The 26649-nt window shown below is 67.4% G+C and carries 28 protein-coding genes; 12 read left to right on the top strand and 16 right to left on the bottom strand.

Features of this window, described 5'->3' with window-relative positions; translation table 11 throughout:
* Position 1 precedes the first annotated feature (1 nt).
* The gene (locus tag L5G28_RS11640) at positions 2–685 is read right to left on the bottom strand and encodes an iron-dependent transcriptional repressor DtxR (protein WP_236997640.1); all 684 of its coding nucleotides are present in this window, start codon (positions 683–685) and stop codon (positions 2–4) included.
* A 117-nt stretch (positions 686–802) separates the two neighbouring features.
* Between L5G28_RS11640 and L5G28_RS11635 the strand changes: the two genes are divergently transcribed.
* Positions 803–2047: an acetoin utilization protein AcuC gene (locus tag L5G28_RS11635; protein ID WP_237001688.1), complete on the top strand. Its 1245-nt coding sequence runs from the start codon at positions 803–805 to the stop codon at positions 2045–2047.
* Positions 2040–4808, top strand: coding sequence for a bifunctional acetate--CoA ligase family protein/GNAT family N-acetyltransferase (locus L5G28_RS11630; protein ID WP_237001687.1), 2769 nt, complete (start codon positions 2040–2042; stop codon positions 4806–4808). Before L5G28_RS11635 ends, L5G28_RS11630 begins: the two co-directional genes overlap by 8 nt.
* Before the next feature lie 48 nt (positions 4809–4856).
* On the opposite strand, the gene L5G28_RS11625 is transcribed toward L5G28_RS11630, so the two are convergent.
* On the bottom strand, positions 4857–5855 hold the full coding sequence (locus L5G28_RS11625; RefSeq protein WP_237001686.1) for a sigma-70 family RNA polymerase sigma factor: 999 nt from the start codon (positions 5853–5855) through the stop codon (positions 4857–4859).
* A 50-nt stretch (positions 5856–5905) separates the two neighbouring features.
* Positions 5906–6493 carry a TetR/AcrR family transcriptional regulator gene (locus L5G28_RS11620; protein WP_237001685.1) on the bottom strand — a complete coding sequence of 196 codons (588 nt, stop codon included), beginning with the start codon at positions 6491–6493 and terminating at the stop codon, positions 5906–5908.
* A gap of 68 nt (positions 6494–6561) precedes the next feature.
* On the opposite strand from L5G28_RS11620, the gene zapE reads away from it, so the two are divergent.
* Entirely contained in the window at positions 6562–7716 is a 1155-nt protein-coding gene (gene zapE / locus L5G28_RS11615; RefSeq protein WP_237001684.1) for an AFG1/ZapE family ATPase, read from the top strand.
* A 46-nt stretch (positions 7717–7762) separates the two neighbouring features.
* Here the strand turns inward: zapE and map are convergent, their stop codons facing one another.
* A complete protein-coding gene (gene map, locus L5G28_RS11610; RefSeq protein ID WP_237001683.1) occupies positions 7763–8539 on the bottom strand; it encodes a type I methionyl aminopeptidase in 777 nt (258 codons plus the stop codon).
* A 114-nt stretch (positions 8540–8653) separates the two neighbouring features.
* On the opposite strand from map, the gene L5G28_RS11605 reads away from it, so the two are divergent.
* Positions 8654–8923: a helix-turn-helix domain-containing protein gene (locus tag L5G28_RS11605; RefSeq protein WP_237001682.1), complete on the top strand. Its 270-nt coding sequence runs from the start codon at positions 8654–8656 to the stop codon at positions 8921–8923.
* A gap of 37 nt (positions 8924–8960) precedes the next feature.
* Here the strand turns inward: L5G28_RS11605 and L5G28_RS11600 are convergent, their stop codons facing one another.
* Positions 8961–9452 carry a DUF3099 domain-containing protein gene (locus L5G28_RS11600; RefSeq protein ID WP_237001681.1) on the bottom strand — a complete coding sequence of 164 codons (492 nt, stop codon included), beginning with the start codon at positions 9450–9452 and terminating at the stop codon, positions 8961–8963.
* A gap of 35 nt (positions 9453–9487) precedes the next feature.
* Here L5G28_RS11600 and L5G28_RS11595 point away from each other — a divergent pair, with 35 nt between their 5' ends.
* Positions 9488–9721 carry a DUF3039 domain-containing protein gene (locus tag L5G28_RS11595; protein ID WP_236997326.1) on the top strand — a complete coding sequence of 78 codons (234 nt, stop codon included), beginning with the start codon at positions 9488–9490 and terminating at the stop codon, positions 9719–9721.
* Here the strand turns inward: L5G28_RS11595 and L5G28_RS11590 are convergent, their stop codons facing one another.
* A complete protein-coding gene (locus L5G28_RS11590; protein WP_237001932.1) occupies positions 9722–10714 on the bottom strand; it encodes a YihY/virulence factor BrkB family protein in 993 nt (330 codons plus the stop codon).
* Between the two features lie 259 nt (positions 10715–10973).
* Between L5G28_RS11590 and L5G28_RS11585 the strand changes: the two genes are divergently transcribed.
* The gene (locus L5G28_RS11585) at positions 10974–12716 is read left to right on the top strand and encodes a DEAD/DEAH box helicase (RefSeq protein ID WP_237001680.1); all 1743 of its coding nucleotides are present in this window, start codon (positions 10974–10976) and stop codon (positions 12714–12716) included.
* Between the two features lie 103 nt (positions 12717–12819).
* Here L5G28_RS11585 and L5G28_RS11580 read toward each other — a convergent pair whose 3' ends face one another.
* From L5G28_RS11580 to ppgK, 3 genes are all read right to left on the bottom strand, one after another.
* A complete protein-coding gene (locus L5G28_RS11580) occupies positions 12820–13017 on the bottom strand; it encodes a DUF7455 domain-containing protein (RefSeq protein WP_236997324.1) in 198 nt (65 codons plus the stop codon).
* A 152-nt stretch (positions 13018–13169) separates the two neighbouring features.
* Positions 13170–14537 (bottom strand): RNA polymerase sigma factor, encoded by a 1368-nt coding sequence (locus tag L5G28_RS11575; protein WP_237001679.1) that lies wholly within the window; start codon positions 14535–14537, stop codon positions 13170–13172.
* A gap of 136 nt (positions 14538–14673) precedes the next feature.
* On the bottom strand, positions 14674–15501 hold the full coding sequence (gene ppgK, locus L5G28_RS11570) for a polyphosphate--glucose phosphotransferase (RefSeq protein ID WP_237001678.1): 828 nt from the start codon (positions 15499–15501) through the stop codon (positions 14674–14676).
* A gap of 167 nt (positions 15502–15668) precedes the next feature.
* Between ppgK and L5G28_RS11565 the strand changes: the two genes are divergently transcribed.
* Positions 15669–16556 (top strand): inositol monophosphatase family protein, encoded by an 888-nt coding sequence (locus tag L5G28_RS11565; protein ID WP_237001677.1) that lies wholly within the window; start codon positions 15669–15671, stop codon positions 16554–16556.
* A gap of 50 nt (positions 16557–16606) precedes the next feature.
* Here the strand turns inward: L5G28_RS11565 and cei are convergent, their stop codons facing one another.
* Positions 16607–17254 (bottom strand): envelope integrity protein Cei, encoded by a 648-nt coding sequence (cei, locus tag L5G28_RS11560; RefSeq protein WP_237001931.1) that lies wholly within the window; start codon positions 17252–17254, stop codon positions 16607–16609.
* 334 nt (positions 17255–17588) lie between these two features.
* On the opposite strand from cei, the gene L5G28_RS11555 reads away from it, so the two are divergent.
* Complete coding sequence (locus L5G28_RS11555; RefSeq protein WP_183371164.1) at positions 17589–17888, top strand: DUF4193 domain-containing protein; 300 nt, start codon at positions 17589–17591, stop codon at positions 17886–17888.
* A 92-nt stretch (positions 17889–17980) separates the two neighbouring features.
* Here the strand turns inward: L5G28_RS11555 and L5G28_RS11550 are convergent, their stop codons facing one another.
* Complete coding sequence (locus L5G28_RS11550; protein ID WP_237001676.1) at positions 17981–18475, bottom strand: DUF3093 domain-containing protein; 495 nt, start codon at positions 18473–18475, stop codon at positions 17981–17983.
* 87 nt (positions 18476–18562) lie between these two features.
* Between L5G28_RS11550 and dut the strand changes: the two genes are divergently transcribed.
* Together dut and L5G28_RS11540 are read left to right on the top strand one after the other, a co-directional pair.
* Positions 18563–19042, top strand: coding sequence for a dUTP diphosphatase (gene dut, locus L5G28_RS11545; RefSeq protein ID WP_237001930.1), 480 nt, complete (start codon positions 18563–18565; stop codon positions 19040–19042).
* Between the two features lie 3 nt (positions 19043–19045).
* Positions 19046–19918, top strand: coding sequence for a DUF3710 domain-containing protein (locus tag L5G28_RS11540; protein WP_237001675.1), 873 nt, complete (start codon positions 19046–19048; stop codon positions 19916–19918).
* Between the two features lie 64 nt (positions 19919–19982).
* On the opposite strand, the gene L5G28_RS11535 is transcribed toward L5G28_RS11540, so the two are convergent.
* The gene (locus L5G28_RS11535) at positions 19983–20681 is read right to left on the bottom strand and encodes an alpha/beta fold hydrolase (RefSeq protein ID WP_237001674.1); all 699 of its coding nucleotides are present in this window, start codon (positions 20679–20681) and stop codon (positions 19983–19985) included.
* Positions 20682–20752: 71 nt separating this feature from the next.
* Here L5G28_RS11535 and L5G28_RS11530 point away from each other — a divergent pair, with 71 nt between their 5' ends.
* Entirely contained in the window at positions 20753–21145 is a 393-nt protein-coding gene (locus L5G28_RS11530; RefSeq protein WP_236997315.1) for an OB-fold nucleic acid binding domain-containing protein, read from the top strand.
* A 189-nt stretch (positions 21146–21334) separates the two neighbouring features.
* On the opposite strand, the gene L5G28_RS11525 is transcribed toward L5G28_RS11530, so the two are convergent.
* From L5G28_RS11525 to L5G28_RS11510, 4 genes are all read right to left on the bottom strand, one after another.
* Complete coding sequence (locus L5G28_RS11525; protein ID WP_237001929.1) at positions 21335–21772, bottom strand: hypothetical protein; 438 nt, start codon at positions 21770–21772, stop codon at positions 21335–21337.
* Between the two features lie 8 nt (positions 21773–21780).
* Positions 21781–22941 carry a globin domain-containing protein gene (locus tag L5G28_RS11520; protein ID WP_237001673.1) on the bottom strand — a complete coding sequence of 387 codons (1161 nt, stop codon included), beginning with the start codon at positions 22939–22941 and terminating at the stop codon, positions 21781–21783.
* A 201-nt stretch (positions 22942–23142) separates the two neighbouring features.
* Complete coding sequence (locus L5G28_RS11515) at positions 23143–23805, bottom strand: potassium channel family protein (RefSeq protein ID WP_236997313.1); 663 nt, start codon at positions 23803–23805, stop codon at positions 23143–23145.
* Between the two features lie 7 nt (positions 23806–23812).
* On the bottom strand, positions 23813–24472 hold the full coding sequence (locus L5G28_RS11510; protein WP_237001672.1) for a potassium channel family protein: 660 nt from the start codon (positions 24470–24472) through the stop codon (positions 23813–23815).
* A gap of 155 nt (positions 24473–24627) precedes the next feature.
* Here L5G28_RS11510 and L5G28_RS11505 point away from each other — a divergent pair, with 155 nt between their 5' ends.
* On the top strand, positions 24628–26649 hold the full coding sequence (locus tag L5G28_RS11505) for an APC family permease (protein WP_237001671.1): 2022 nt from the start codon (positions 24628–24630) through the stop codon (positions 26647–26649).

Below are 26649 nucleotides of genomic sequence, written 5' to 3'. Positions count from 1 at the left end.
GTCAGGCGGGGACGACGAAGATCGCGTGCGCCATCTCCGAGGACAGGGTCAGGCCCTGGTGGCCCGGTGTGCTGATGATGACCGCACGCGGTCCGACCGTCGCAGAGATGCGCGCGTTCGGCACCACGCCGGCCTCACGCAGGTCGGCGATCAACTCGGAGTCGGCCTGCGCGTGCTCGGACATGCGGCGGACGATCACGGCGGACTCGCCTTCGGGCAGGTCGACCAGACGGACCAGAGCGGCATCGTCGTTGGACGGCGTGCTGACACCGAGTTCGGCGAGACCCGGAATCGGGTTGCCGTACGGCGACGTCGTCGGGTTATCCAGAACAGCGAGGAGACGTCGTTCGACGTTCTCGCTCATCACATGCTCCCACCGGCAGGCCTCGTCGTGGACTTCCTCCCACGGCATGCCGATCACGTCGACCAGGAGTCGCTCGGCCAGGCGGTGCTTGCGCATCACCGAGACCGCCAGAGTGCGGCCGGCCTGCGTCAGTTCGAGGTGGCGGTCGCCCGCCACCCGGACGAGTCCGTCACGTTCCATGCGGGCGACTGTCTGCGAGACGGTCGGGCCGCTCTGCTCCAATCGCTCGGCGATCCGTGCGCGGAGCGGCACGATTCCCTCTTCTTCGAGATCGTAGATCGTACGGAGATACATCTCGGTGGTGTCGACCAGATCATTCACGGCAGCCATCGTCCTTTCGCTGCTTCACAGGTTACCCAAAGTCCTTGCCTAGCGCCGACTCCTGCCTCACCGCGCGTTGCGTCACCCTCCGCCGCGCGACCGACTAGCGTTGCGGGGGTGAGCGCCGCGATCATCTGGAGTGACCATTTCCTCGACTACAAGTGGGCGTACACCCATCCCATGAGTCCGATCAGGCTGGCGCTGACCATGTCGCTGTCTCGGAGTCTAGGCGTGTTGGACGAGATCGAGACCACCGAACCGCTGCCCGTCGACGACTCTGTTCTGACCTCGGTGCACACGCAGGCGTATGTCGACGCCGTGCGTGCCGTCGGCTCCGGCGCGGCCGCGTCCAACAGCACGCTGTTCCAGAAGGTGTTCGGTCTGGGCAGCGACGACAATCCGATCTTCGCTTCGATGCACGAAGCCGGGTCGATGCTGGTCGGCGGCACTCTGGCCGCAGCGCAGGCGATCAGTTCGGGAGCGGTGCGCCGCGCCGTCAACATCGGCGGCGGCATGCATCATGCGATGGCCGGACACGCCGCCGGGTTCTGCATCTACAACGACTGCTCCATCGCCATCGAATGGCTGCTGGAGCAGGGATACGACCGGATCGCGTACGTCGACATCGACGCGCATCACGGAGACGGCGTCCAGAAGCAGTTCTACGGCGATCCGCGTGTGCTGACGGTGTCGGTCCACCAGCACCCGGCGACGCTGTGGCCGGGAACCGGGTGGTCCACGGAGGTCGGGGAGTCGGGGGCCGAAGGGTCGTCGGTCAACCTCGGGCTGTTGCCGGGGATCACCGACCGGATGTGGCTGCGCGGCTTCCACGCCGTGGTGCCTGCGATGATCGCAGCGTTCAAACCGCAGATCCTCGTCACTCAGATCGGAGTCGACTCGCACGCCGCGGATCCGCTCACTGATCTCGCGTTGACGGTCGACGGCCAGGCCGCCGCCGTGCGCGTCCTGCGCGACCTCGCGGACACGTACTGCGAGGGGCGATGGCTCGCGGTCGGCGGCGGCGGTTACGGCATCGTCAACGTCGTCCCGCGCGCGTGGACGCACCTGATCGGTGCGGCACTCGACCGCGACGTCGATCCGGCCACGACGATCAGCGAGGAATGGATCGCCGCGGCGAACGCCGCCCAAGCCGATCTGCACCCCGACTACGCCCGGCCGCCGGAAGCGACGATGGGCGACGCGGGCGACATCGACTACGTGCCGTGGGACGGCGACACGGGATCCCCTCCGCCAGAAGGCGTCAGCGAAGTGGCGCAACGTCAGACCGACAAGGCGATTCTCGCCACTCGCCGTGCCGTGTTTCCCCTGCACGGCCTCGACCCGGAGGATCCCCGTGACTGAGACCGACTACCCGCGCGACTGGGTCGCCGACGTCCTCGCCTCCGATGGCGGCGTCGTGCACCTGCGACCGATCGTGCCGGCCGACGCCGACGCTCTCGTCGCATTCCACAACGGGCTCAGCGAACGGACCCGCTACCTGCGCTACTTCGGGCCGACGCCGACGCTGCCGCCGCGCGAAGTGGTCCGGATGACGACCATCGACTACCACGACCGGGTCGCATTCCTGGCGATGCTCGGCGACGAGATCATCGCGATGGGAGTGTACGAGGGGCTCGCCGCCGACGGGAAACCCGAGTCGGCGGAGGTCGCGTTCGTCGTCGCCGACGACCATCAGGGGCGTGGACTCGGCCCGATCCTCCTCGAACATCTGGCCGGCGCCGCAGCCGAGAGCGGATTCACCCGTTTCGAAGCCGAAGTCCTCTCCGAGAACCCGAACATGGTCGCGGTGTTCCGCGACGCCGGGTACCAGGTGAGCCGCGCGTTCGACGGCAGCACCGTGCACGTCGAGTTCCTCATCGACCCGAGCGAGGCGTTGACGTCGGTCCGCAACGCGCGTGAGCGCGCATCGGAGGCGCGGAGCATCGCCAACCTGCTGCGCCCGCAGTCGATCGCGGTGATCGGTGCGTCCACCGACGCGAAGAAGGTCGGCAATGTGCTCCTCGCGAACATCATCGCAGCCGGATTCACCGGACCGGTGTTCCCGGTGAACACACCGACGCCCGTCGACGAGAACGAGACGCCGCCGGTCGTGCCGCCGACGTCGTCGCACTTCGGTGCGCCGGTCCGTCGACCGGCCCGTGAACCCCGACCCGCGCCGCCGTCGGTGCGCGGCATCCGTGCCTATCCGACGGTCCGGGACATTCCCGACCCGGTCGACCTCGCGGTCGTCGCAGTCCCCGCAGCGGGTATGGACGCCGTCCTCAGCGACTGTCTCGCCAAAGGCGTACGCACCCTCGTCGTCGTGTCGTCCGGGTTCGGGGAGAGCGGCGAAGCGGGTCTGGAGAGCGAACGTCGGCTCACTGAGCGGGTGCGTGCGCACGGCATGCGTCTGGTGGGACCGAACGCTCTGGGCGTGGCGAACAACAGTGCGGACATCGCATTGAACGCGACGCTCGCGCCCCGCGTCCCGGGCGCCGGGCGAGTCGGCTTCTTCTGCCAGTCGGGCGCACTGGGCATCGCGATCCTCGACACGGCTGCGCACCGGCAGCTCGGTCTGTCGACGTTCGTGTCGGCGGGTAACCGGGCCGACGTCTCCGGAAACGACGTCCTCCAGTACTGGGACAGCGACGAGAGCACCGACGTCGTCCTGCTGTATCTGGAGAGTTTCGGCAACCCGCGCAAGTTCGGGCGCATCGCCCGCCGCGTCGCGTCGTCCAAACCGATCGTCGCCATCAAATCGGGTCGGGGCGCGATGACCCAGACCCGGGCCTCGCGAACGCGCAAGGCCGGCGGCGACGACGCGATCGCCCAGATGATCCTCGGCCAGGCAGGCGTCATCCAGGTGGAGACGATCACCGAATTGTTCGACTGCGGAACGATTCTGGCGTATCAGCCGCTGCCGGCGGGGCCGCGGACCGCGATCATCGGGAACTCGTCGGTCATCGCCGCGCTCGCCGCCGCCACCGCACGGTCGTCGGGTCTCGACGTCGTCGCGACCGTCGACCTCGGCCCGGCGGTGTCGCGCCCGGACCTGTCGGAAGCGGTCGCCGTGGCGATGGCCGACGACACCGTCGACGCCGTCATCGTCGTCTTCGTTCCACCGGTCGCGGTCGACGCCGACGACTACGCGCACGGACTGATGGAGGCGGTCCGGCCCGCGGACGGCGGATCCGTGCCGGACAAGCCGGTCGTGACGACGTTCCTCGCCGTCGAGGGCGTACCCGAGGGGCTCTCACGGCCCGGCCCGGACCGGATGCCGGTGCGCGGCTCCATCCCCTCCTATTCGACGCCGGAACGGGCGGCGAAAGCGCTCGCCCACGCGTGGAAGTACGCGGCGTGGAAGGCCCGCCCGGCCGCCGAGATCCCGACGATCGAAGGCACCGTCGCCGAGGACGCCCGATCGTTCGTCCGCGAGGCGATGGCCGACGGCGCGCGGGATCTGACCGCGGTCGAGTCAGCGCACCTGCTGCGGCACTACGGAATCGACGTCGTCGCGTTTCGTGAGGTACGGACCATGCAGGAGGCGTCGGCCGCCGCCCGTGAACTCGGGTTCCCCGTCGCAGTGAAGGCGACGTCGGAGAGCTGGATCGGCCGATTGGATCGGGAGGGCGCGCGCTTGGACCTGCCGGATGTGACAGCGGTGCTGTCCGCGTTCACCGAACTGCGGTCGTTGACCGGCGATGACGTGCTGCACGTGCAGAAGATGGCGCCGAAGGGTCTGGGGACGTCGATCGCGGTGAGCGACAACGAGTCGTTCGGTCCGCTGCTCAGCTTCGGCCTCTCCGGGCGGTTGTTCGACGCGCTCGGCGACCGCGGCTATCGGGCGGTCCCGTTGACCGAGGTCGACGCCCGCGAACTGATCGCCGAACCGCAGGCCGCGATGCTGTTGTCGGGTGGTCCGGTTGACGACCCGGTGGACACCGACCAGATCATCGATCTGATCCTGCGGATCTCCGCGCTCGTCGACGAGGTGCCCGAGGTCCGGGAAGTCCGTTGCGATCCGGTGCTCGCCTCGGCGGACGGCGTCGCACTTCTCGGCGCCCGGATACACGTGGGCCCGGTGCCCACTCTCGCGGACACCGGGCCTAGACGCTTGGGATAACGGGGACGCTTGGGATAATAGCGGGGACGCTCGGGGTAACGGGCGGGCTCAGCTGGCGTAGGAGCGCAGCTTCTCTGCGCGGTCGCCCTGGCGGAGCTTGCCCATCACATCGCGCTCGATCTGGCGGACGCGTTCGCGGGAGAGTCCGAATGCGCGCCCGATCTGGTCGAGGGTTCGCGGCTGGCCGTCGTCGAGCCCGTACCGCATGGTGATGACCGCCTGCTCACGCTCGTCGAGCGTGCCGAGCACCGAACGGATGTCCGAGTGCAGGAGGTTGGCGATCACCGTGGTCTCGGCGGATGTGGCCTCGGAGTCTTCGATGAAGTCGCCGAGCGGGGCCTCTTCGTCGTTGCCGACCGGCATGTCCAGGCTCACCGGATCACGGCTGTGGTCCATCAGATCGGCGATCTTGGCTGCCGGGATACCGGATTCGGCGGCCAGTTCGTCGTCGGTCGCCTCACGGCCGAGCTGCTGGTGCAGTTCGCGGCGGATTCGGGCGAGCTTGTTGACCTGTTCGACGAGGTGGACGGGGAGTCGGATGGTGCGGCTCTGGTCGGCCATGCCGCGGCTGATCGCCTGTCGAATCCACCAGGTCGCGTAGGTCGAGAACTTGAAGCCCTTCGCGTAATCGAACTTCTCGGCGGCGCGGATCAGGCCCAGGTTGCCTTCCTGGATGAGGTCGAGCAGCGGCATGCCGCGGCCGGTGTAGCGCTTGGCCAGCGACACCACCAGACGCAGGTTCGCTTCCAGGAGGTGCGCGCGAGCCGCTTCGCCTTCGCGGGCGATGATCTTCAGATCGCGCTTCTTGGCGGCGGTGAGGCGCTTCTTGGTCGCCAGCAGATGCTTGGCGTAGAGGCCGGCTTCGATCGCCTTGGCGATCTCCACTTCCTGCTCGGCGTTCAGGAGGGCGGTACGGCCGATGCCGTTCAGGTAGACGCGGACCAGGTCGGCAGACGGTGACTGTGCGTCGAGATCCTGTTCGGTGAGGGCCGGGCGAGTGCGGGCGGCAGGTGCTTCGGACGGGCGTGCAATCGTCGTGTGAGACATACGACCTCCTGGAGTGCGCTGTTCGAGTGCGTTCACCTGGTCTAACGCCGTCAGTTCCGAAAAGGTTCCCGCGGCCCACTGAGAAGTTGCTGAGACGTGAGAACGAAGCGTCGACGCACCGCCGCCGTCAACGCTGCCGCGCTTGGCGACGTTCCGCTGAACAGGTGGGACGCCGCGACGCCTTCGCAGAAGACGAGGAGGTCGTCCGCGTCGGACTCGGGGTCGGCGGCGTCCAACGCGGTGAACAGTGCGACCGCACCCGACCGGGAGAAGAGGCTGTCGCGCAGGGAGTCGGCGAGAGCGTGGTCGTGCGCGGCGTCGGGCGCGAGCGCGAACCGCGCGTGGACGTCTCGCCGGCGCGATGTGGTCAGAGTGTGCAGATAGCGGCCGATGAGCGCTGCCGGATCCGTGTCCGCCGGGCCTGGCCCGGCCGACGCTTCGAACGACGCGCCGGACGTCGCCGTGAGATGCGCCAGTGCCGCGTCCAGGAGGGCTCGGCGGGTGCGGAAGTAGTACGAGGTCGACCCCTTCGGGAGGTCGAGGAGACGGTCGACGGCGCTGTGAGTCACCGCGCGGTTGCCACCCTGCGCGGCGAGGTCGAGGGCGGCGTCGGCGATCTGGGCACGGCGATCAGACACATCCGGATATTCGGTGAGATCGGCCACGACTCCATCCAACCAGACTCTATAAACGTAGAGTTCGTTCTATGGGGTTCGCACCGGGACGAGCGTTCACGCGTCGCGAGGCCGCGCGCGTGTCCGTCGGGGACATCGCCGCTCTGGCTCTCGCCGACGGCATGACACTGACCCCCGAGCAGGAGAGAACAGCGTCCGTGCTCTCCGGCACAGGGAAACTCTCCGGCACAGGGAAACTCTCCGGCATGGGGAAGCCGACCGGAACAGGAAATCTGTACATCGTCGGGCCGCCCGGGACTGGGAAGACCGCCGTCGTGGACTGGTGGGTGCGCGCCTGCGCGGCCGCGGGCCGCCCGCGAGTACTGCGCAGGCATCTGCACGGCTTCTTCGCCGACCTGCACCGCCAGATCGATCAGTGCGGCGGATGGGAGGCTGGTCTCGACGCCGCGACCAGTCGGTCGGGGCGGCGGTACGACGTGGTGTGCCTCGACGAGTTCACCGTGCACGACCCGGCCGACGGGGTGTTCGTGGACCGGCTGCTGCGCACACTGGCCGCGCGTGCGACCACGATCGTGGTTACCTCCAATCGGCAGCCCGCCGAATTGATGCCGAACCCGTTGTTTCACACCGGGTTCGAGCCGACGATCGAACTCATCAGTGCGATGTTCTCGGTCGTCGTGGTCGGCGGTGACGATCTCCGCCCTGCCGCTGGGCGCACGCGCGGGTTCGGCTCGGGCACATGGAATACGGGCACCTGGAGTATGGGGGTGCGCGCCGACGGTGGTCCCGCCCGCGCCGTGCGACCGGGGTCCCAGGAGTTCCTCGTGCGTGAAGGCATGGACGGCTCGGTGCGGATCGACTTCGCCGATCTGTGCGGGCGTCCGACCAACACGGCCGACTACCTGTGGCTGGCTCGGACGTACACGGCTGTCACGGTGACCGGGATCGGCACGCAGTCGGACCTCGGCGAGGCGGCGCTGGCCCGCTGGGCGGTGCTGCTCGACGTGATGCACGACGCCGACGTCCGCGTCGACGTGTGGGCGACGTGTCGACGTTCGGAGATGGCGGCGGCACTCGTGGCGACCCTGCCCGACGCCGCCCGCGCGGTGAGTCGGATGGGGGCGTGGCGGGACGTCGACCCTGCTGACGGCGATACTGCTGTGAGGGATCGCTACTGTGAGGGATCTCTACTGACGGGGATCTCTGCTGACGGGGATCTCTACTGACGGGGACCCTATTGACGGGGATCTCTGCTGACAGGGTTCCCGGCGGTCAGTGCCCCCGTGCGGTGAGGACGCGCGGGCCGTCGTCGGTGACCGCGACCGTGTGCTCGGAGTGAGCGGTCATCGATCCGTCCGCGGAGCGAAGCGTCCACCCGTCGGGGTCACGGGCCAGCCGCTCGGTGCCGGCCGACCACCACGGTTCCAGCGCCAACGTCATGCCGGGCCGCAACAGCGGGCCGCGGCCCGCACGGCCGAGGTTCGGCACATGCGGATCCTCGTGCATGGTCCGACCGATGCCGTGACCGCCGTACTCCGTGTTGACGCGGTAGCCGTCGGCGCGGGCGACCTCGAAGATCGCTGCCGAGACGTCGCCCAGCCGGCCGCCGGGAGTCATCGCGGCGATCGCCGCGTCGAGTGCGCGTTCGGTCGAGTCGATCAGCCGGGTATCCGGATGAGTAGGGTCGTCCTCCCCGATGCGGACAGTGAGCGCGGAATCGGCGGACCAACCGTCGATCGTCACCGCGAAATCGAGCGTCAGCACGTCTCCGTCGGCCAGGACGTGGTCGTGGGGGAGTCCGTGCAGCACCCCGTCGTTGACCGACAGGCAGATCACGTTCCTGAACGGGCCGTCGCCGAACGACGGCGCGTAGTCCCAGTAGCAGCTCACGGCGCCGCGCTCGGCGATCATCGTGCGGGCGCGCTGCTCCAGGTCGAGCAGATTGACCCCGGGGCGGGCGCGGCCCGACAGGTCGGTCAGGACGTCGGCGACGAAGCGGCCGGTGACCGCCATCGCGTCGATCTCGGCTGGCGTCTTCAACTCCATCATGAAATCTCCATTCGTGGGTTACCGGCTCGACGCGTCAGCGACAAGCCCAGGCATTTCAAGCCCGGTATTTCAATACCGGGTATTAGAATACCAGTGATCCTGTAGGCTTGACACATGGTCCGTATACCGCTGAGTCCTGCGCAGATCGAAGCCGGACGTCGCCTCGGGGCGCTCGTGCGCGACGCGCGCGGCGACACCGAACTGACCGAGATCGCCGCTCGAGCGGGCATCTCGCCGGAGACGCTGCGCAAGATCGAGGCCGGTCGCATCCCCAGCCCGGGATTCGGCACCGTGGTCGGTCTGTGCGACGCACTCGGCATCTCGCTCGACGAGGCCGTCGGCGCATGGCGCGGGAGCGCGGACACCGCCCGGGCAGTCGGCTGACGGGCAGTCGGTTGACGGGCGGTGGGCTGACGGGCGGCTAGGGGCGTGTGTCGCCGGATTCCCCTGCGCCGGATTCCCCTGCGCCGGATTCCCCTGCGCCGGATTCCCCTGCGTCTGATTCCCCTGCGTCTGATTCCGTTGCGTCTGATTCCCCGTCGGGCGTGGCGTCGATCACCCGGTGGTCGTCGTCGAATCGATCGCGGGGCGCGGGCCGGTCGGACAGCTCCGGCGGTCCGACCGTGCGGTGGGGGCCGTAGTGGTAAGCGGGGACTTCGCCGCGACGACGCGGTTCCGTATCGTTGGCGCGGAGCACGGCGATCCACGGGATCGGAATCGACACGACGATGATCGCCAACGCGATCCATCCGTTCTGCGTCGTCGCGTACACGATGGATGCGATGATCAGCGCAGGTACGCGAATGCTCATCATGATCAGGTATCGGCGTTTGCGAGCGCGGAAGACTTCGTCCTGATCCTGCTCGGCGCCGGTGATCAGAAAAGCATTCGGGTCGGATTCGTCGTGCGCCATACCCACATGGTTCCACAGTGCGTCACAATGGCTTCATGGCAACGCAGACGATCGAACGCCCCGACATTGATGAGCGGACTGAGCAAGACGACGACACACCCAAGGTCTTTCACTATGTGAAGAAGGACAAGATCGCCGAGAGCGCCGTGATGGGCAGCCATGTGGTCGCTCTCTGCGGCGAAGTCTTCCCGGTCACCAAGCAGGCCAAGCCCGGCTCACCGGTGTGCGAGAAGTGCAAGAAGATCTACGAGAAGATGAAGAAGAAGTAGTCACTCGCGCGGGCTGCGCCGGGTGATGGCGCGGTTCCGCAGAGTGTCCGTCAGCTCGGTGGTCTGCGTCGTCACCCAATGGCGCATCACCGGGCTGTCCTGGCGGCTCGGCCAGAACTCCTGACACGCCGAGTTGAACTCGGCGCCCATCACGATCGCGAAGCCGAGGAAGTACGTGAACAGCAGGAACGCGATCGGTGTCGCGAGCGCGCCGTAGGTGTACCCGGTCTTGGCCAGCGTCGTCAGATACCAGCGCAAGACGAAGCTCGCCAACCAGAATCCCACGCCCGCGAGCACGGCTCCGGGGATCAGTCGCCGTCGCGGCGGGGGATAGGGGAGCGCAAAACGATACAGGGCCGACAGTGCGCCGATCAGCAGCACGCCGACGAACGGGAAGTACGCCCAGTCGATGAGGTCGTTGACCGCAGGCCCCCAGGACTGGGGCAGCACGTTCTGCAGATAGGTCGGACCGAGTGCGACCAGTGGTAGCACGAGGATCGCCATGATCAGGAAGAACAAGTAGATGATCAGGGCGAAGATCCGCTGCCACACCGGGTTTCGTACCTGGTGCTGGTCGTGCGCGTGGACGATGGACGAGACGAAGCACGACATCGCCGACGAGCCTGCCCACAAAGACAGCACGAAGCTCACCGACATCACGGTGACCCGGCCGCGACTGAGCACGTTGTCGACCGTCGGCTCGATGAGATCGGTCACCACCTGGTCGCTGAACGTCCGCTCGGCGAACGACATGATGCGCTGGGAGATGACGTCGATCGTGTCCGGGCCGAACCAGCCCGCGATGTAGCCGATACTGCCGAGGACACCGAGGATCAGCGGAGGCAGCGACAGCGCCTGCCAGAACGCGGCCTGCGCCGCCCACCCGATGATCGAGTCCTCGTAGCACTTGACCGTCGTCCGCCACGCCAGTCGCGGCAGGCTCCGGAAGATCGGCCGGCGTGGTTCGGGGTCGTCCCCGCCCACCCCCGGGATCGGCGACGTCGACGCGGCAGAGCCTTCGACGGGTGGCTCGGCGGCGTCGTCGTTGTAGGGCGTGCCGTGTGTGCTGATGAGTCAAGCATGGCCGATGACGGGTGCGTGGTCGATCACCGACCCGCCGATGGCGTGGCGAAGTCGTCGGTGCCAGGCGCTAGAATCAAAGCCGCATCCGTCCCCGACGCGAGCCGTGAAATCCGGCTGTCGGTCACGCATGCCAGGGGGAGAATTCACCAGTCGATCTGTCAGGAGCAAGGTGACCAGTACCGATGTCGACACCGACCGCCGAATCGCATCGGGGGCGCCGCTGCGCGCGTGGCAGCGGCGGGCGCTCACCAAATATCTGACGGCGAATCCGACGGACTACCTAGCCGTCGCGACGCCGGGCGCAGGCAAGACCACGTTCGGCCTCCGCGTCGCAGCCGAACTGCTCGCCGACCGCTCCATCGAACGCATCACCGTCGTCGCGCCCACCGAGCATCTCAAGCACCAGTGGGCGGCGTCCGCCGCACGCAACGGCATCGCGCTCGACCCGAACTTCTCCAACTCCACGGGGTCGACCAGTTCGGACTTCGACGGCGTCGTCCTCACCTACGCGCAGGTCGCCGCCCACCCGTTCCGGCACCGCGTCCGCACCGAGCAGTACCGGACCCTGGTGATCCTCGACGAGATCCACCACGGCGGCGACGCCAAGTCGTGGGGAGACGGCATCCGCGAGGCCTTCGGCGACGCCACCCGACGTCTCGCGCTCACCGGAACCCCCTTCCGGTCGGACGATTCGCCGATCCCGTTCGTCACCTACGACCCCGAACCGGGGGGCGGGCAGCGGTCACGTGCCGACAGCTCCTACGGCTACTCGGAGGCGCTCCGTGACGGCGTCGTTCGCCCCGTGGTGTTCCTGGCGTACTCCGGCGAGGCGAGTTGGCGTACCAGTGCGGGCGAGGAGTTCACCGCGCGCCTGGGAGAGCCGCTGTCGGCCGAACAGACGGCACGAGCGTGGCGTACCGCGCTCGACCCGCACGGCGACTGGATCTACGCGGTGTTCACCGCCGCGCACCGGCGGCTGATCCGACTGCGTGAGTCCGGTGTGCCCGACGCGGGCGGGCTCGTGATCGCGACCGATCAGCAGAACGCCCGCGACTACGCCGACCTGCTGCACTCGATCACCGGAACCAAGCCGACCGTCGTGCTGTCCGACGACCCGAAGTCGTCGGCGCGGATCGAAGAGTTCGCGAACTCCACCGACGAGTGGATGGTCGCCGTCCGCATGGTGTCCGAAGGCGTCGACGTGCCCCGGCTGTCGGTCGGCGTCTACGCGACCAACGCGTCGACGCCGCTGTACTTCGCGCAGGCGATCGGACGCTTCGTGCGGTCGCGTCGCCCCGGCGAGACGGCGAGCGTCTTCCTGCCGTCGGTCCCGGTGCTCTTGCAGCTCGCTAGCGAACTCGAAGCGGAACGTGACCACGTGCTCGGCAAGCCGCACCGAGAGTCCGACGGACTCGACGACGCGCTGGTCACCGACGCGAACAAGCGTAAAGACGAGCCGGGCGAAGAGGAGAAGTCGTTCCAATCACTGCACGCCGACGCCGAACTCGACCAGGTCATCTACGACGGGTCGTCGTTCGGCACGACGACGCTCGTCGGCTCCGACGAGGAGTCGGACTACCTCGGTCTGCCAGGGCTCCTCGACGCAGACCAGGTGCGCACGCTGCTCCAGCAGCGTCAGGCGCAGCAGGTCACCAATCGCAGCACAGCGCGGGTCCGGGAAGCCGATCAGGCCAGCGCGGCGCCGAACGCCGCCGAACGCGGCACCGGCGAGAACCTGATGGCGTTGCGTAAAGAACTCAACACGCTCGTGGCCCTGCACAATCAGCGCACCGGCAAACCCCACTCGGCAGTCCACAGCGAGTTGCGGACACGGCTCGGCGGGCCGCCGACCGCGATGGCGACGGCCGACCAGCTCAAGGAACGGATCAGTGCCTTGCGAACCTGGAGGTAGCGGGACCCTGGGAACAGCAGCACGCAGAAAGGGAGGCGAGCCGATGATCGGCTCGCCTCCCTTTTCTGATGTCGTCTGCGTGTGTCGTCCGCGCGGGGCGGCGTCAGTCTGAAATCGACACCACTGCGCCGAGCTCGACGAGGCGCGCCTCGTGGTCGTTGTAGTGGTGACGGCAGAAGAGGAGCTCTCCGCCCGTCGGGAGCTCGGCACGCACCTTGGCCGCGGCGCTGCAACGATCACAGCGATCGGCGGCAGTCAGACCGGTGGAGACGACAGTGTCGGGCGTTGCGATGTCAGGCATGGCTTCCTCCGTCCCTTCAGATGACAGATCCTTGTCGATCCATCATGGCTACACCTTGTCAGACGTACGGGGCAGAGCATTTGTTCCCGAGAATCCCGGGTGTGTCGTACCGCACGTCTGACTTGAGCGTCGATTGTCGAGCGTTGGGCGCGCTAGTCCAGATAGTCGCGCAAGACTTGCGAACGGCTGGGGTGGCGCAACTTACTCATGGTCTTCGACTCGATCTGACGGATGCGTTCACGGGTGACCCCGTACACCTGCCCGATCTCGTCGAGGGTGCGCGGCTGTCCGTCGGTGAGTCCGAATCGGAGGCGAACGACGCCCGCCTCGCGTTCGGACAACGTGTCCAGGACGTCCTGCAGTTGATCCTGCAGCAGGGTGAAGCTGACCGCGTCGACCGCGACCACGGCCTCGGAGTCCTCGATGAAGTCACCGAGCTGGCTGTCGCCTTCGTCACCGATCGTCTGGTCGAGAGAGATCGGCTCACGCGCGTACTGCTGGATCTCCAGCACCTTCTCGGGCGTGATGTCCATCTCCTTGGCGAGCTCTTCCGGGGTGGGCTCGCGGCCCAGATCCTGAAGGAGTTCTCGCTGGATGCGGCCGAGCTTGTTGATGACCTCCACCATGTGCACCGGGATGCGGATGGTGCGAGCCTGGTCGGCCATCGCGCGGGTGATCGCCTGACGGATCCACCAGGTGGCATACGTGGAGAACTTGTAGCCCTTGGTGTAATCGAACTTCTCGACGGCGCGGATCAGTCCGAGGTTGCCCTCCTGGATGAGATCCAGGAACGCCATGCCGCGCCCGGTGTAGCGCTTGGCGAGCGAGACCACCAGGCGGAGGTTCGCTTCGAGGAGATGGTTCTTGGCGCGGTTGCCGTCACGCGCGATCCACGAGAGGTCGCGACGCTGGGCGACGGTCAGCTTCTCGCCCGACTCCATGATGCGGCGCATGCGCTCGGTGGAGAACAGGCCGGCTTCGATGCGCTTGGCGAGTTCGACCTCCTCCTCGGCGTTGAGGAGGGCGACCTTGCCGATCTGCTTGAGGTAGGCGCGGACCGAGTCGGCCGACGCGGTGAGCTCGGCGTCCTTGCGGGCCTGGCGGAGGGCTTCGGACTCTTCCTCGTCCCAGACGAAGTCGCCGGACTTGGGCTCCTCGTCGGCCTTGGCCTTTCCTTTGGCTTTGGCTTTGGCCTTCGCGGGCTTCGCCTCGTCGACTACCAGGTCTTCGTCGGCCAGATCGATATCGGCGTCGTCGACCTCGTCGAGACCTGCGGGATCATCGTCGACGACGACGTTGTCGTCGGCGGGCGACGTGGCCTTCTTGCCTGCGGTCTTCTTGGCTGCCGCCTTCTTCGCGGGAGCCTTCTTGGCTGCCGCCTTCTTGGCGGGAGCCTTCTTTGCCGCGGCCTTCTTGGCGGGGGCCCGCTTGGCCGGAGCCTTCTTGGCGGGGGTCTTCGTAGCTGGGGCGGACTCGCCTACGGCTTCGACGGACGCGTCGGGTGACTGTGTGGTTGCCACGTACAACCTTTCGACTGTTCTCACGGGCGGCACGGCTGTTCGCGTCCAGAAACCGGACGTGACGCCGTGGGCGAAGGGGCTAGAGGCTTCGGTGCGGGACCGATGTGTTCCATTGTAACTCTCGTCGCCGCGAAGCTCACATGCGCAGACCCTCGTCAACGGCCATCGCAGCGCCTACTATGCCCGCGGTGTTGCGCAGGTTCGCGGCCACCACCGGCGTGTCGATGGTCAACATCGGGATCCACACGTCGGCCTTTCGGCTGATCCCGCCGCCGACGATGAACAGCGTCGGCGAGAAGATCCGCTCGTAGTGGGCGAGGACTCGCGACACCTTTCCTGACCACTTGCGATATGACCACCCGTGGTCTTTGCGGACCTTCGCCGACGCCCGCGCCTCGGCGATCTTCCCGCCGACTTCGAGGTGCCCGAACTCGGTGTTCGGGACGAGGTCGCCATTGTGGAAGAGCGCGGAACCGATGCCGGTGCCGAATGTCAGAAGTATCACCGTGCCGGTGTCGAGTCCGGGTTCGTGGCGGAACCGAACTTCGGCGAGTCCTGCCGCGTCGGCGTCGTTGAGGGCTGCGACGGTACGCCCGCCGAGGTGCCTGCCGAACAGTTCGTGGACGTCCGCGCCGTCCCACGACGCGTCGATGTTGGCCGCCGATCGGACGACGCCGTCGCGCACCACGCCGGGCACGGTGAGTCCGACGGGGCCCGTCCATCCAGAGCTGTCGGTGATGTCGCGGCACGTCCGCGCCACCGCGTCCGGGGTCGCGGGCTGCGGCGTGTCCACCCGGTGTCGGTCGCCGACGAATGAGCCGGTGCGCAGATCGACGATCGCACCCTTCACTCCCGAACCGCCGATGTCGATGCCGAAACCCAGATGTGGAGCGGGCGACGGGGTGCTGTCGGCGCCGAGGTAACGTACGCGCCCGAGCGCTGCGCCTTCCGGTGCGTCGGTCATCGGTGGACTCGCTTTCGTGTGAGCGGGAGCCGGGAGCGAACCGACACCGGCGTGTCCCGGCGATACCTGACGGTTCGCCCAGAGCAGTTCGGCGGCAGACGGTTCGCAGAACAGTCTGTCTGATCGCCCACACTAAGGCACTGACGGCCCGCCGTAGACTCCACTGTGTGACCAGTTCCTCCGACCATGCCGCAGAACTCGCCGCCGTCGCCCGCTCCGTGGCCGAGGCGGCCGCCCACCACGTCCGCACCCGACGGGCAGAGCTGTTCCCTCCCACCGGGACACGCACGGGCGAGACGGCGGTGAGCGCCAAATCGACCCCGACCGATCCGGTGACCCTCGCCGACACCGAGACCGAGACGCTCATCCGTGAGCTCCTGCGGACCCAGCGCCCAGACGAGACGATTCTCGGGGAAGAAGAAGGCGGAAGCGTCGACGTTCCGGACGGAGTCCGCTGGGTGGTCGATCCGATCGACGGCACCGTCAACTTCATGTACGGCGTGCCTGCGTACGCGGTGTCGGTCGCCGCGCAGGTCGACGGGCGCTCGGTGGCGGGCGCAGTGGTCGACGTCGCGCGGCAGGTGACGTACTGGGCATGGAGCGGCGGCGGTGCGTACGCGTGCGCAGGTACCGCGCAGGAGCCGATCGGCGAACCGGTCCGGTTGCGTGCCAACCCCATCGACGATGTCGCATTCGCTCTCGTCGCTACCGGGTTCGCCTACAACGCGGAGCGGCGAGCTCAGCAGGGTGCGCTCATGGCACAGCTGTTGCCGCGGGTGCGGGACCTTCGTCGGATCGGGGCAGGCGCCCTCGACCTCTGCATGGTGGCGTCCGGTGCGGTCGACGCCCACATCGAGCACGGGCTGAGCCCGTGGGACTGGGCGGCGGGCGGTCTGGTCGCGGCCGAGGCCGGTGCGCGCGTCGTGCTGCCGCCTGCCGACTCGCGCTCGAGCGACGGGGACGCCACGATCGCGGCGGCTCCGGGGATCGCCGACGCCTTCTTCGCCGTCCTCGACGAGATCGGCGCGACAGGCCCCCTGCCCGGCGAGTCCTGATGCCCGGCGAGTCCTGGTGTGTGGGGAGTCCTGGTGTGTGGGGACGCCGGTCAGCAGGTCTGGTTGTGGACCGCGTCGAGCAGGGACGAGTCGACCGGTGACTGTTTGAGGGCGGGAGCGGCGACGCGGAGCGCCTCGATTGCGGCCTGTGCGTCCTGGGTCGGTTGCGTCGACGTGTAGTACTCGCCGAGCGCGATGTCGACGTCGGTGCCCTTACGTCCGTCGTTGACCAGTTGGGCGCACGGCGCGGCCAACCAGACCGCGGCGGCCGCGGCCTGGCCGTCCTGCCCGAAACGGATCTGTGCGACGCAGTGCAGATCGCGATTGGTGTACACGGTGTCGTCGGCGTACGGAGGATCGGCGGCGCGGTAGCCCAATGACGTCAGGTCGTCGCTCACCGACTGCGCCGAACCGCGGTCGGCCGCAGCGTTGAGGACCCGCACGCCGAACGTCGACAACGGAGCGGGGCCGATGCTCAACATGTCGGAACTGCTGACTGGGGCGAGTTTCGCCGAATCGGCGATGTTGCAGTCGGTCGGGTATGACTCGTCGTCGTCATTCGAGACGACGAACACCCATCCCGCGACGGCGACGATCGCGAGGATCGTGACGACGATCAGTCCGGGCCGCAAGTTGCGACGGAGAAACGGTCGCCCCTTCGCGTCGGTCGTGTAACCGGTGGCGATTCTCGAGACCACGTCGCTGAGCACCTTCTTCCGTGAGGGGCGGGTCGGCACCACTCTAATCGTGCGACACGCATGCGGTGGCGGTGGCGCGCCGGGACGCGGCTCCGGCGTGTATCTTCGAGTCGATCTGTCGGTCGTTCAGACTAATGAGGCGAGGGTGTTGACATCACATGCCGAGTCACCTAAAGTACGGGCGCCCAAGGTCATAACAAATGGGACTTGAGATGGTGTGGCGGGCCATAAGCGCGTCGCCCCAGCGAGATTGGCCTACCGGGAATAAACCAGGTCAGTTCAGCGATGAACGACCGGACACCAGCAATACGACAAAGACTCAGGCAGGCAGATAATGGCAACTGACTACGACGCGCCGCGACGGACCAACGACGACGATCTCGCCGAGGATTCGCTCGAAGAATTGAAGGCGCGCCGGAACGAGGCGCAGTCGGGCGATGTCGATGTCGACGAAGGCGACACCGCGGAGTCGTTCGAACTGCCCGGTGCGGACCTCTCGGGCGAAGAGCTCTCGGTGCGCGTCGTCCCCAAACAGGACGACGAGTTCACGTGCACGAGCTGCTTCCTCGTGTACCACCGCAACCGTCTGGCAGAACAGAACGGCAACGAATTGATCTGTGTCGACTGCGCTTAACGGTCGACTGGGCTTAAGAGTCGACTGGGCATAGAAGGTCGACCGGGTATAGAAGGTCGATTGGGCGCACCGCGATGAACGCCGTACGGGACTCAGTCCTGTGCGGCGTCCGTCATTTTCAGGGCCGCGAGGATCCGGTCGGGATGGCGTGTGGAGATGAGCCAGTACGGCGTCGGGTCGTCCGGGTCCTCAAGGACCAGCAGGACCATGGACTTGATCCAGGACCGATGCATCAAGTACGCGGCCGGGTCGAGCTGGCGGCCCATCGCCGCGCTCTTGGCGGACGGCGCGATGGCGGTGCCGCGGGCGATCACCTCGCGAGGAAGCATCGCCTTGTGCGCCTGCAGGGAACCGTCGGCGTCCACCACCACCTGGGTGCGGCCCATGGACCACAGGCCCCACCCGAACAGCACGACGAGGATCGGATACACCGCCCACGTCCACGCCTGGTAGTAGCCGGCCATCTGAACTTCGACGCCGATCACCACCGCCAGCACGGCTCCGGCGATCCACCACCACCAGGGGGTAGTGAGTCGCTCGGTGTATCTATGTCCGTGTGCGGAGCCGGTCGTGGCAGATTCGGTCACGCAGCCCAGGTTAGTCGGACGGTCGGCTAGTACTGTGCGGGGGTGACCATGCAGACCCCAGAGCAGACGCCAGGGCAGACCCCAGGAATGAACCCGCCAGAGGCGTACCCGCCGCTGCGCATCAAACGACTCGACTCAGGTCTTCCGCTCCCGGTCCGAGCCCACGCAGACGACGCGGGCATCGACCTGTACGCGGCGACCGACCTCGAGTTGGCGCCCGGTCGACGTCAACTCGTCGGCACCGGCGTCGCGATTGCGCTGCCGGTCGGCACCGTGGGGCTGATCCACCCGCGTTCGGGCCTCGCCGCCCGCGCGGGGCTGTCGATCGTGAACACTCCTGGAACCATCGACGCGGGGTATCGCGGCGAGATCAAAGTCTGTCTGATCAATCACGACCTCGACACGCCGATCACCATCGCGCGCGGCGATCGGATCGCTCAACTGCTCGTCCAGCGTGTCGAGTTGCCTGCGGTCGTCGAAGTCGATGAACTCGATGACACCGTGCGCGGCGCAGGCGGATACGGATCCAGCGGCGGCCACGCGATCCTTTCGGACGGGAAGGCGTGAGGGATGAGTGACAAGAAGCAGATCGGTGAGGCTGACGGCCCGTACGACATCGACGACCTGGCGAACTCGCCGGATGAGCTGGCGAACTCACACCTGGACCTCGGGTCGGTGCTGATGCCGGTCGTCGAAGGCGGCCAGGTGACCGTCGAGATGTCGGCCGACCACGATCCGGAGGCTGTCTACCTCGTGACGCCCGTCGGTCGGATCGGGATCCACGCGTTCGCGGCTCCGCGTAGCGGCGGCCTCTGGCGCGAAGTGGTCCGTGAACTCGCCGAATCGCTGCGGTCCGACGGCGCGACGACGTCCATCGAGGACGGCCACTGGGGCCGAGAGATCGTCGCCCGGGTGCCCGGTGGGATGCATCGGTTCATCGGCGTCGACGGCCCGCGCTGGATGGTCCGTTGCATGGCCAGCGGCCCGGAGGAGGCCGGGGAACAACTCGGTCAGTTGGCGCGCGCAGTCCTCGCCGAAACGGTCGTCCGACGAGGCGACCAGCCGTACCCGCCGCGTGAGGTGTTGCCGATCGTGCTGCCGCCGGTTCTCTCCGAGCAGGTCGCTGCCGCGCAGCGTCAACGGGCGACGGAAGAGGAGGCCGCGGCACCGACGTCCCAGCTGTTGACCGACGCACCGTCGGCGTCGGCCGGGGGCTCGGGCACCGAGAGCGCCCAGGACGTGCATCCCGGCGGCGCGGTGGCACAGAGTGCGAGCGCGACGGTCTTCAGCGAAGCACCAGACGTTCTCGACGAGGCACTCGACCCGGACGCGGCAGGGCCGGAGCCGATCGTCGACGAGCCGGTCGTCGACGAGCAGGAGCCCCCGCAGGCCCCGTCGCAAGGGTCCGCGCTGTCCCGGCTGCGTCGCAGGCGCAGCCGCTGAGTGTTCCGCCGCTGAGTGTTCCGCCGCTGAACCCAGTGGCGGACGCTCAGAGCGACACGCGACACTAGCGCCGTCCGGCCGAGGCGAGCGCCGCCCAGCAGGCGTCGCCGAGGAGCCGCTCGTCCGGGCCGAACTCGGTGAGCGGGGTGTCGGCGACAGCTGATCGCGGCGCCGCATCGGCCCACGAGCGGCCGACGACGGCCGGATGCAGCGGATCGTCGGGGGCGACGGCTACGCCGAGTGGCACCGGAAGGCGCGCGATGTCGTCGAGTGTGGGCGCGACATAGGTCGCGGCTGCCCGCAACTGTGTGACGAGCCCCCGCGGGTACAGCGCCCGCCACGACCGAGCGAGTTCGGTTCCAAGCCACGCCGGGCTCGACGCGGCCATCGCCGCCACTGTCGCGTCGAGCCCGTCCCGGTCGATACTGTCGGCGGTGATCTGAGCCGATTGCGCGGCCACCGATCCGTCGGGCCGCCCGGTCCACGGCGGGAGGGCGGCGAGGACGCCGTCGCATAGCGCCGACCGAGCCGGATCGCACGCCCACGCCAGGGCTATCGCGGCACCGATCGACACGCCGCCGACGATCACCCGATCGCCACGGTCGGCGATGGCATCGATCCTGGTCAGGTAGCTGCCGACGAGGTTTGGTTCGGGTTCCAGGCATTCCAGCGACGCGCCTGCGTCGCGCACGGAGGACCCGAACACCCGGGCGGCGAAGTCGGCGTCTGAGCCGGTGCCCGGCATCACGATCACGGTGGTCATACGACCATGGTGCACGGAGAGTAGGGTGAGGCTCGGAAGCGAGTCACTACAGCGATGCCCGGAGGATGGGGATGGCGAACACAGGTCTGCTCAAGCGGTTGGGCAAGATGCTCACCGAGGATCTCGAGAACGTCGAGGACGAGCGAGTACAGCGTGAGTCCGAAGCGGCGAACGTCGAGCGGGCGACGGGCGCGCAACGCGCGAGCGACTGCAGCCGAGGAGACGAAGCCGTGATGATCGGCGAGCTCCGATCGGTCGAGACGTGCTCACGCAACACCCACTCGGGTGTCCGCGCCGAGTTCTTCGACGGGACCGACACGGTCCTGCTCAAGTGGATGGGTCGCAACCGGATCCCCGGTATCGAACCGGGCCGTCGTCTGACGGTGCGTGGTCGAGTCGCCCACGCCGACGGTATGAAGGTCGTCTACAACCCCGAATACGAGCTGCACGCCGTCGACGAGTGACGCCGTTGACCTGGCTGGCCCTGCCGACTGTCAACCCTGCAGATTGTTGACCCTGCAGACTGTCGACCCTGCCGACTGTTAACCCTCCCGATTGTTGACCCTCCCGACTGTTGATGCTGCCGACCGACGCCCCGCCGACCACCCGAGCGGGTTCGGGTGGCAGGCGGTCGTGGCTGAATCGGGCGCGGATCAGGCGAGGATGAGGCTGGTTCCCAGCGTGATCAGTGACGCGACCTTGATCAGGTCGAACGCCACGTACCAGAGATGAGCGTGGCTCCGGTGCTCGGGCAGATCGTCCGGAGCGGCGAGTACCGCGTCGGTGCGACGCGACAGGACCGGCCGGATTGCGACGATCTGCACCACCAGGGCGGCCACCGCCACGCCGACCGCGACGAGCGCCGTCGTCGGCCAACAGCTGCCGACGACCAGCGCCACAACGATCGCGACGGCCCACACGGCTTCGACGGTGTTCAACGCGCGGAACACGAGCCTGCCGATGCCTAGGCCGAGCGGGATCGTGATGCCGGGGGCCTGGAACTTCAGCGGGGCCTCGATGAACGAGATCGCCGCGACCATGCCGAGCCAGATGAATGTGAGTGCGAGTGCGAGGGCGTGGCTCGCGGCCAGGCTTGCTGTCACCGGGTACCTCCGAAGGCTTCGAACTGGATGCGCTCGGCCGACAGCGACCGGTCCACCAGAGCGTCACGGACCGACGACATGAATCCGGTCGGCCCGCAGACGAGCGCGGTCGAGGACGGGTCGACCGGGACGTCGGCGAGATCGATCAGGCCAATGCGCGTGGTGGGCTCGGCGCTGACGCCGTGCTCATACCACTGGTACAGGGTAGCCCCCGGCAGTTGCGCCACCAGCCTGCCGAGCTCGCCGCGGTGCGGCTGACGGGCGCGGGAACGGTCAGCGTGCATCACCTGGACCGGCCGAGTGTCTCCGGTCGCGACGAGGTGGTGGAGCAAGCCGATCATCGGGGTGCACCCGATGCCCGCGGACGCCAACAGCAGTGGGCCGCCGTCGTCGGGGAGCGTCAGATCGCCGAACGGCGTGCTGACCGACAGGTCGTCTCCGTCGAACGCGTGCTCGTGCAGCCAGGTCGAGACCTCGCCGTCGAGTTTCACGCTGAAGCGCCACGTCGGGTCGCCGACACGACCGGTGAGGCTGTACTGGCGGATCTGGTTGGCGCCGTCCTCGAGCGGCACCTGCACCGAGACGTACTGGCCGGGGACGAAGCCGGGGAGCGGATCACCGTCGACCGAGGCGAGGGTGAACGAGACGGCGTCCGGCGACACCTGGTCGCGTTCGACGATCCGCACCGTCCGCCACACCTGTCCGGCGGCGACACCGGCCTGCGCGTACAGCTCGTTCTCGCGGCCGATGAGGACATTCGCCATCTCCCAGTAGAGCTCGTCCCATGCGGCCGCGACCTCCGGCGTCACCGCATCGCCGAGAACCTCGACGATAGCCGCGAACAGATGCTTGTGGACGATCGGGTACTGGTCGGCGATGATGCCGAGAGACGCGTGCTTATGTGAGATCCGTTCGATGATCCCGCGTTGCGCCGCGGCATCGTAATCGAGCTGAAGGGTGGCGAACGCGGCGATCGACCCGGCGAGCACCGTCGACTGCGATCCGGATTTCTGGTTGGTTCGGTTGAACAGATCCGACAGCAGTTCGGGATGTTCGGCGAACATCCGCGGGTAGAAGTTCGCGGTGATCTCTTCGATGTGTGCGGCGACGACGGGCAGGGTCGCCTCGATCATGGTGCGTGCGTCGGTCGAGATCATGTCGGAGTGCTCCTCACAGGTGCTGAACGGGGTCAGGCGGCGCGCGAACGCCACCTGTCACCGATCTGACCACTCTCCGACAGCATCTACTACGCATCGTGGTAGACGTCTCGTCTCGCGGAACGAGGTCGGGACGTAGGACGGCGCAGGCAGGGACGAAAGTCCCGTGTCCCGGTGGGTCGAGCCGCCCCGGGGCGCGACCTACACGGGGACCTTCATGGCGGAGTGCAGTTCCCGCTCGGCTTCCTCCGGTGCGATGAACACGAGTTCGTCGCCGCCCTCGAGGGGATCGTCGGGCTCGGGGACGATGACGCGTTTGCCGCGGATGATCGCGACCAACGCCACATCGCGCGGCAACTGCAGTCTGCGTACGGCCTTACCCGCCAGCGGTGTGTCGTCGGGGAGCGTGAGCTCGACGAGGTTCGCCTGTCCCTGACGGAACGTCATGAGGCGCACCAGATCTCCGACGGAGACGGCCTCCTCGACGAGTGAGGCGAGCATTCGGGGAGTCGAGACGGCGACGTCGACGCCCCAGTCGTCGTTGAACAGCCATTCGTTGCGTGGATCGTTCACTCGGGCGACGACACGGTTGACCGCGAACTCGGTTGTTGCGAGGAGGCTGACGACCAGATTGGCCTTGTCGTCGCCGGTGGCGGCGACCATCACGTCGAACGTCTGCAGTTCGGCGCGTTCGAGGTCGTCGAGCTCGCAGGCGTCCGCGTGGAGCCAGGTGGCCCCACTGACGGCCTCGACGTCGATGTGGGTCCGGTCCCGCTCGATCAGCGTCACATCGTGCTCGTTCTGCAACAGTTCGCGAGCGATGGCGCGTCCGACGGCTCCTGCTCCGGCGATGGCGACTTTCACGGCAGGCTCACTCCTGGAATTCGGCGGCTGCGACGGCTCGCGCGTGGTCGACGTTCGCGGACAGGGCGGCGACGTACAGTTCGTCGTCCTGCTGGATCACGGTGCGCTGCTCCGGGAGGATCGGCCTGCCGAGTCGGTGGATGAACGCGATCCGGGCGCCGGTGTGCTCCTGGAATCGCTGCGCGTCGACACCGATCCACGACTCGTGCACCTCGGTGACCGCCATCACCAGCGAGCCCGACGGATCGTGCCAGACGGGCGTGGTGAACGTCTCACCGAGAGCGGCCACGAAACGCTCGGTGGCCCACGGCACGGTCGCGACCGTCGGGATGCCCAGACGTTCGAACACGGCCGCGCGCTTCGCGTCGTAGATTCGGGCGACGACACGTTCGACGCCGAACGTCTCGCGCGCGACGCGCGCGGAGATGATGTTCGAGTTGTCACCCGAGGACACCGCTGCGAACGAGTCGCACGAGTCGATGCCGGCCTCAGTCAGGACGTCCTGGTCGAATCCGACGCCGGTGACCCTCCGCCCGGTGAACCGTTCACCCAGACGCCGGAAGGCATCGGGATTCCGGTCGATGACGACGACGTCGTGCCCCCGGTCGGACATGGCCAAGGCCAGGGATGATCCGACTCGGCCGCAGCCCATGATGATCACTCGCACGCTGGGAGACGATACTTCCCGGCGGGCGTAAACGCACCATCCTCGGCGTGCGGCGCAGCCGGTTCGGTCGGCTGGGAGAAGGGCGTCCCCGACAAGTGCCACAGAAAGCGTCTGGGAAATGGCCCACCTTTCAGGAAATGACCTAGTGTTGCTCCGTGTCCACGATGACGAAGGTGTCGGTGGCAGCGAAGCGACTGCTGCTCGGCCGACCGTTCCGCAGCGATCGCCTCGGCCATACGTTGCTGCCCAAGCGGATCGCGCTGCCGGTGTTCGCGTCAGACGCGGTGTCGTCGGTCGCCTATGCGCCGCAGGAGATCTTCCTGGTGCTGTCGGTGGCCGGGATCAGCGCGTTCACGTTCGCGCCGTGGGTGGCGCTGGCGGTGGCGGTCGTCATGGTGGTGGTCGTCGCCAGCTATCGGCAGAACGTTCACGCGTACCCGTCCGGCGGTGGCGACTACGAGGTCGCGACGGTCAATCTGGGGCCGAACGCCGGGCTGACTGTCGCCGCGGCGCTGCTCGTCGACTACGTGCTCACGGTCGCGGTGTCGATCACCTCGGCGGCGGAGAACATCGGTTCGGCCCTCCCGTTCGTCCACGAGCACAAGGTGTGGTTCTGTGTGGCGGCGATCGCGGTGATCGCCGCCGTCAATCTGCGTGGAGTCAAGGAGTCGGGCTCGATCCTGGCGATCCCGACCTACGGGTTCATCATCGGCGTTGCCGCCATGCTCATCTGGGGCTTCGTCCAGATCTTCGTGCTCGGCGACACGGTCGAGGCGGAGACCAGCGGCTTCGGCATCATCGCCGAGAACAACGGTCTCGTCGGATTCGCCATGGTGTTCCTGATCGCTCGCTCGTTCTCGTCCGGTTGCGCAGCGCTCACCGGCGTCGAAGCCATCAGCAACGGTGTCCCGGCGTTCCGTAAACCGAAGTCGCGCAACGCCGCGTCGACTCTCCTGATGCTCGGCGGGTTCTCGATCTTCTTGCTGCTTGGCATCGTGATGCTGGCGCAGGAGGTCGGGGCCAAGTACGTGCTCGACCCGGCGAAAGACCTGTCGGGGGTTCCCGACGGTTACCACCAGAAGTCGATCATCGCGCAGATCGCCGAAGCGGTGTTCCACGGATTCCCGCCGGGCTTCTACGCGATCGCCGTCGTCACCGCGCTCATCTTGATATTGGCCGCGAACACCGCGTTCAACGGTTTCCCGGTGCTCAGTTCGGTCCTCGCGCAGGACCGCTACCTGCCGCGCCAGCTGCACACACGCGGCGACCGTCTCGCGTTCTCCAACGGCATCGTCTTCCTCGCGCTGGTCGCCGTCGGATTCGTCGTCGCGTTCGGCGCCGAAGTGACTTCGCTGATCCAGCTGTACATCGTCGGCGTGTTCGTCTCGTTCACGATCAGCCAGACGGGCATGGTGCGGCACTGGACGCGGCACCTCAAGACCGAGAGCGATCCGGACGCGCGCATGCGGATGATCCGGGCGCGGATCATCAACGCGATCGGAATGCTGATGACCGGCACCGTCCTGGTGATCGTTCTCGTCACGAAGTTCACCGCGGGAGCGTGGATGGCGGTGCTCGCGATGATGGTGCTCTTCGTGCTGATGAAGCTCATCCACCGGCACTACTCGTCCGTCGAGCGGGAGATCGAGTACGCCGACGACGGCGACGGCGACGATGCGGTCCTGCCGAGTCGAACGCATTCGATCGTCTTGGTCTCGTCGCTGCACCTGCCGACGCGCCGTGCACTGCGCTACGCCCGCGCCACCCGGCCCGACGTCTTGGAGGCCGTCACCGTCAACGTCGACGACCGCAACACACGCAAGCTCGTCGCCGAATGGGAGGCCAGCGACATCACCATGCCGTTGAAGGTGGTCGCGTCGCCGTACCGCGAGATCACCCGGCCGATCATCACGTATGTGCGCCGACTGCGACGGGAATCGCCGCGCGACGTCGTCACCGTATTCATCCCGGAGTACGTTGTCGGTCACTGGTGGGAGCAGATCCTGCACAACCAGTCGGCGCTGCGACTCAAGACGCGGCTGCTGTTCGAACCCGGCGTCATGGTCACGTCCGTGCCGTGGCAGTTGACGTCCTCGGAGAGCCGAGGCAGGCGGATGCAGACCCAGTACGTGGCGCCCGGCGACGTGCGACGCGGTTTCACTTCGGAGGATCAGTAG

It is taken from the genome of Gordonia liuliyuniae (genome assembly GCF_021739025.1).
Classification (GTDB): Bacteria; Actinomycetota; Actinomycetes; order Mycobacteriales; family Mycobacteriaceae; genus Gordonia; species Gordonia liuliyuniae.
Note: the sequence above shows the minus strand (reverse complement) of the source record. Positions and strands in the feature narration are given on the sequence as shown.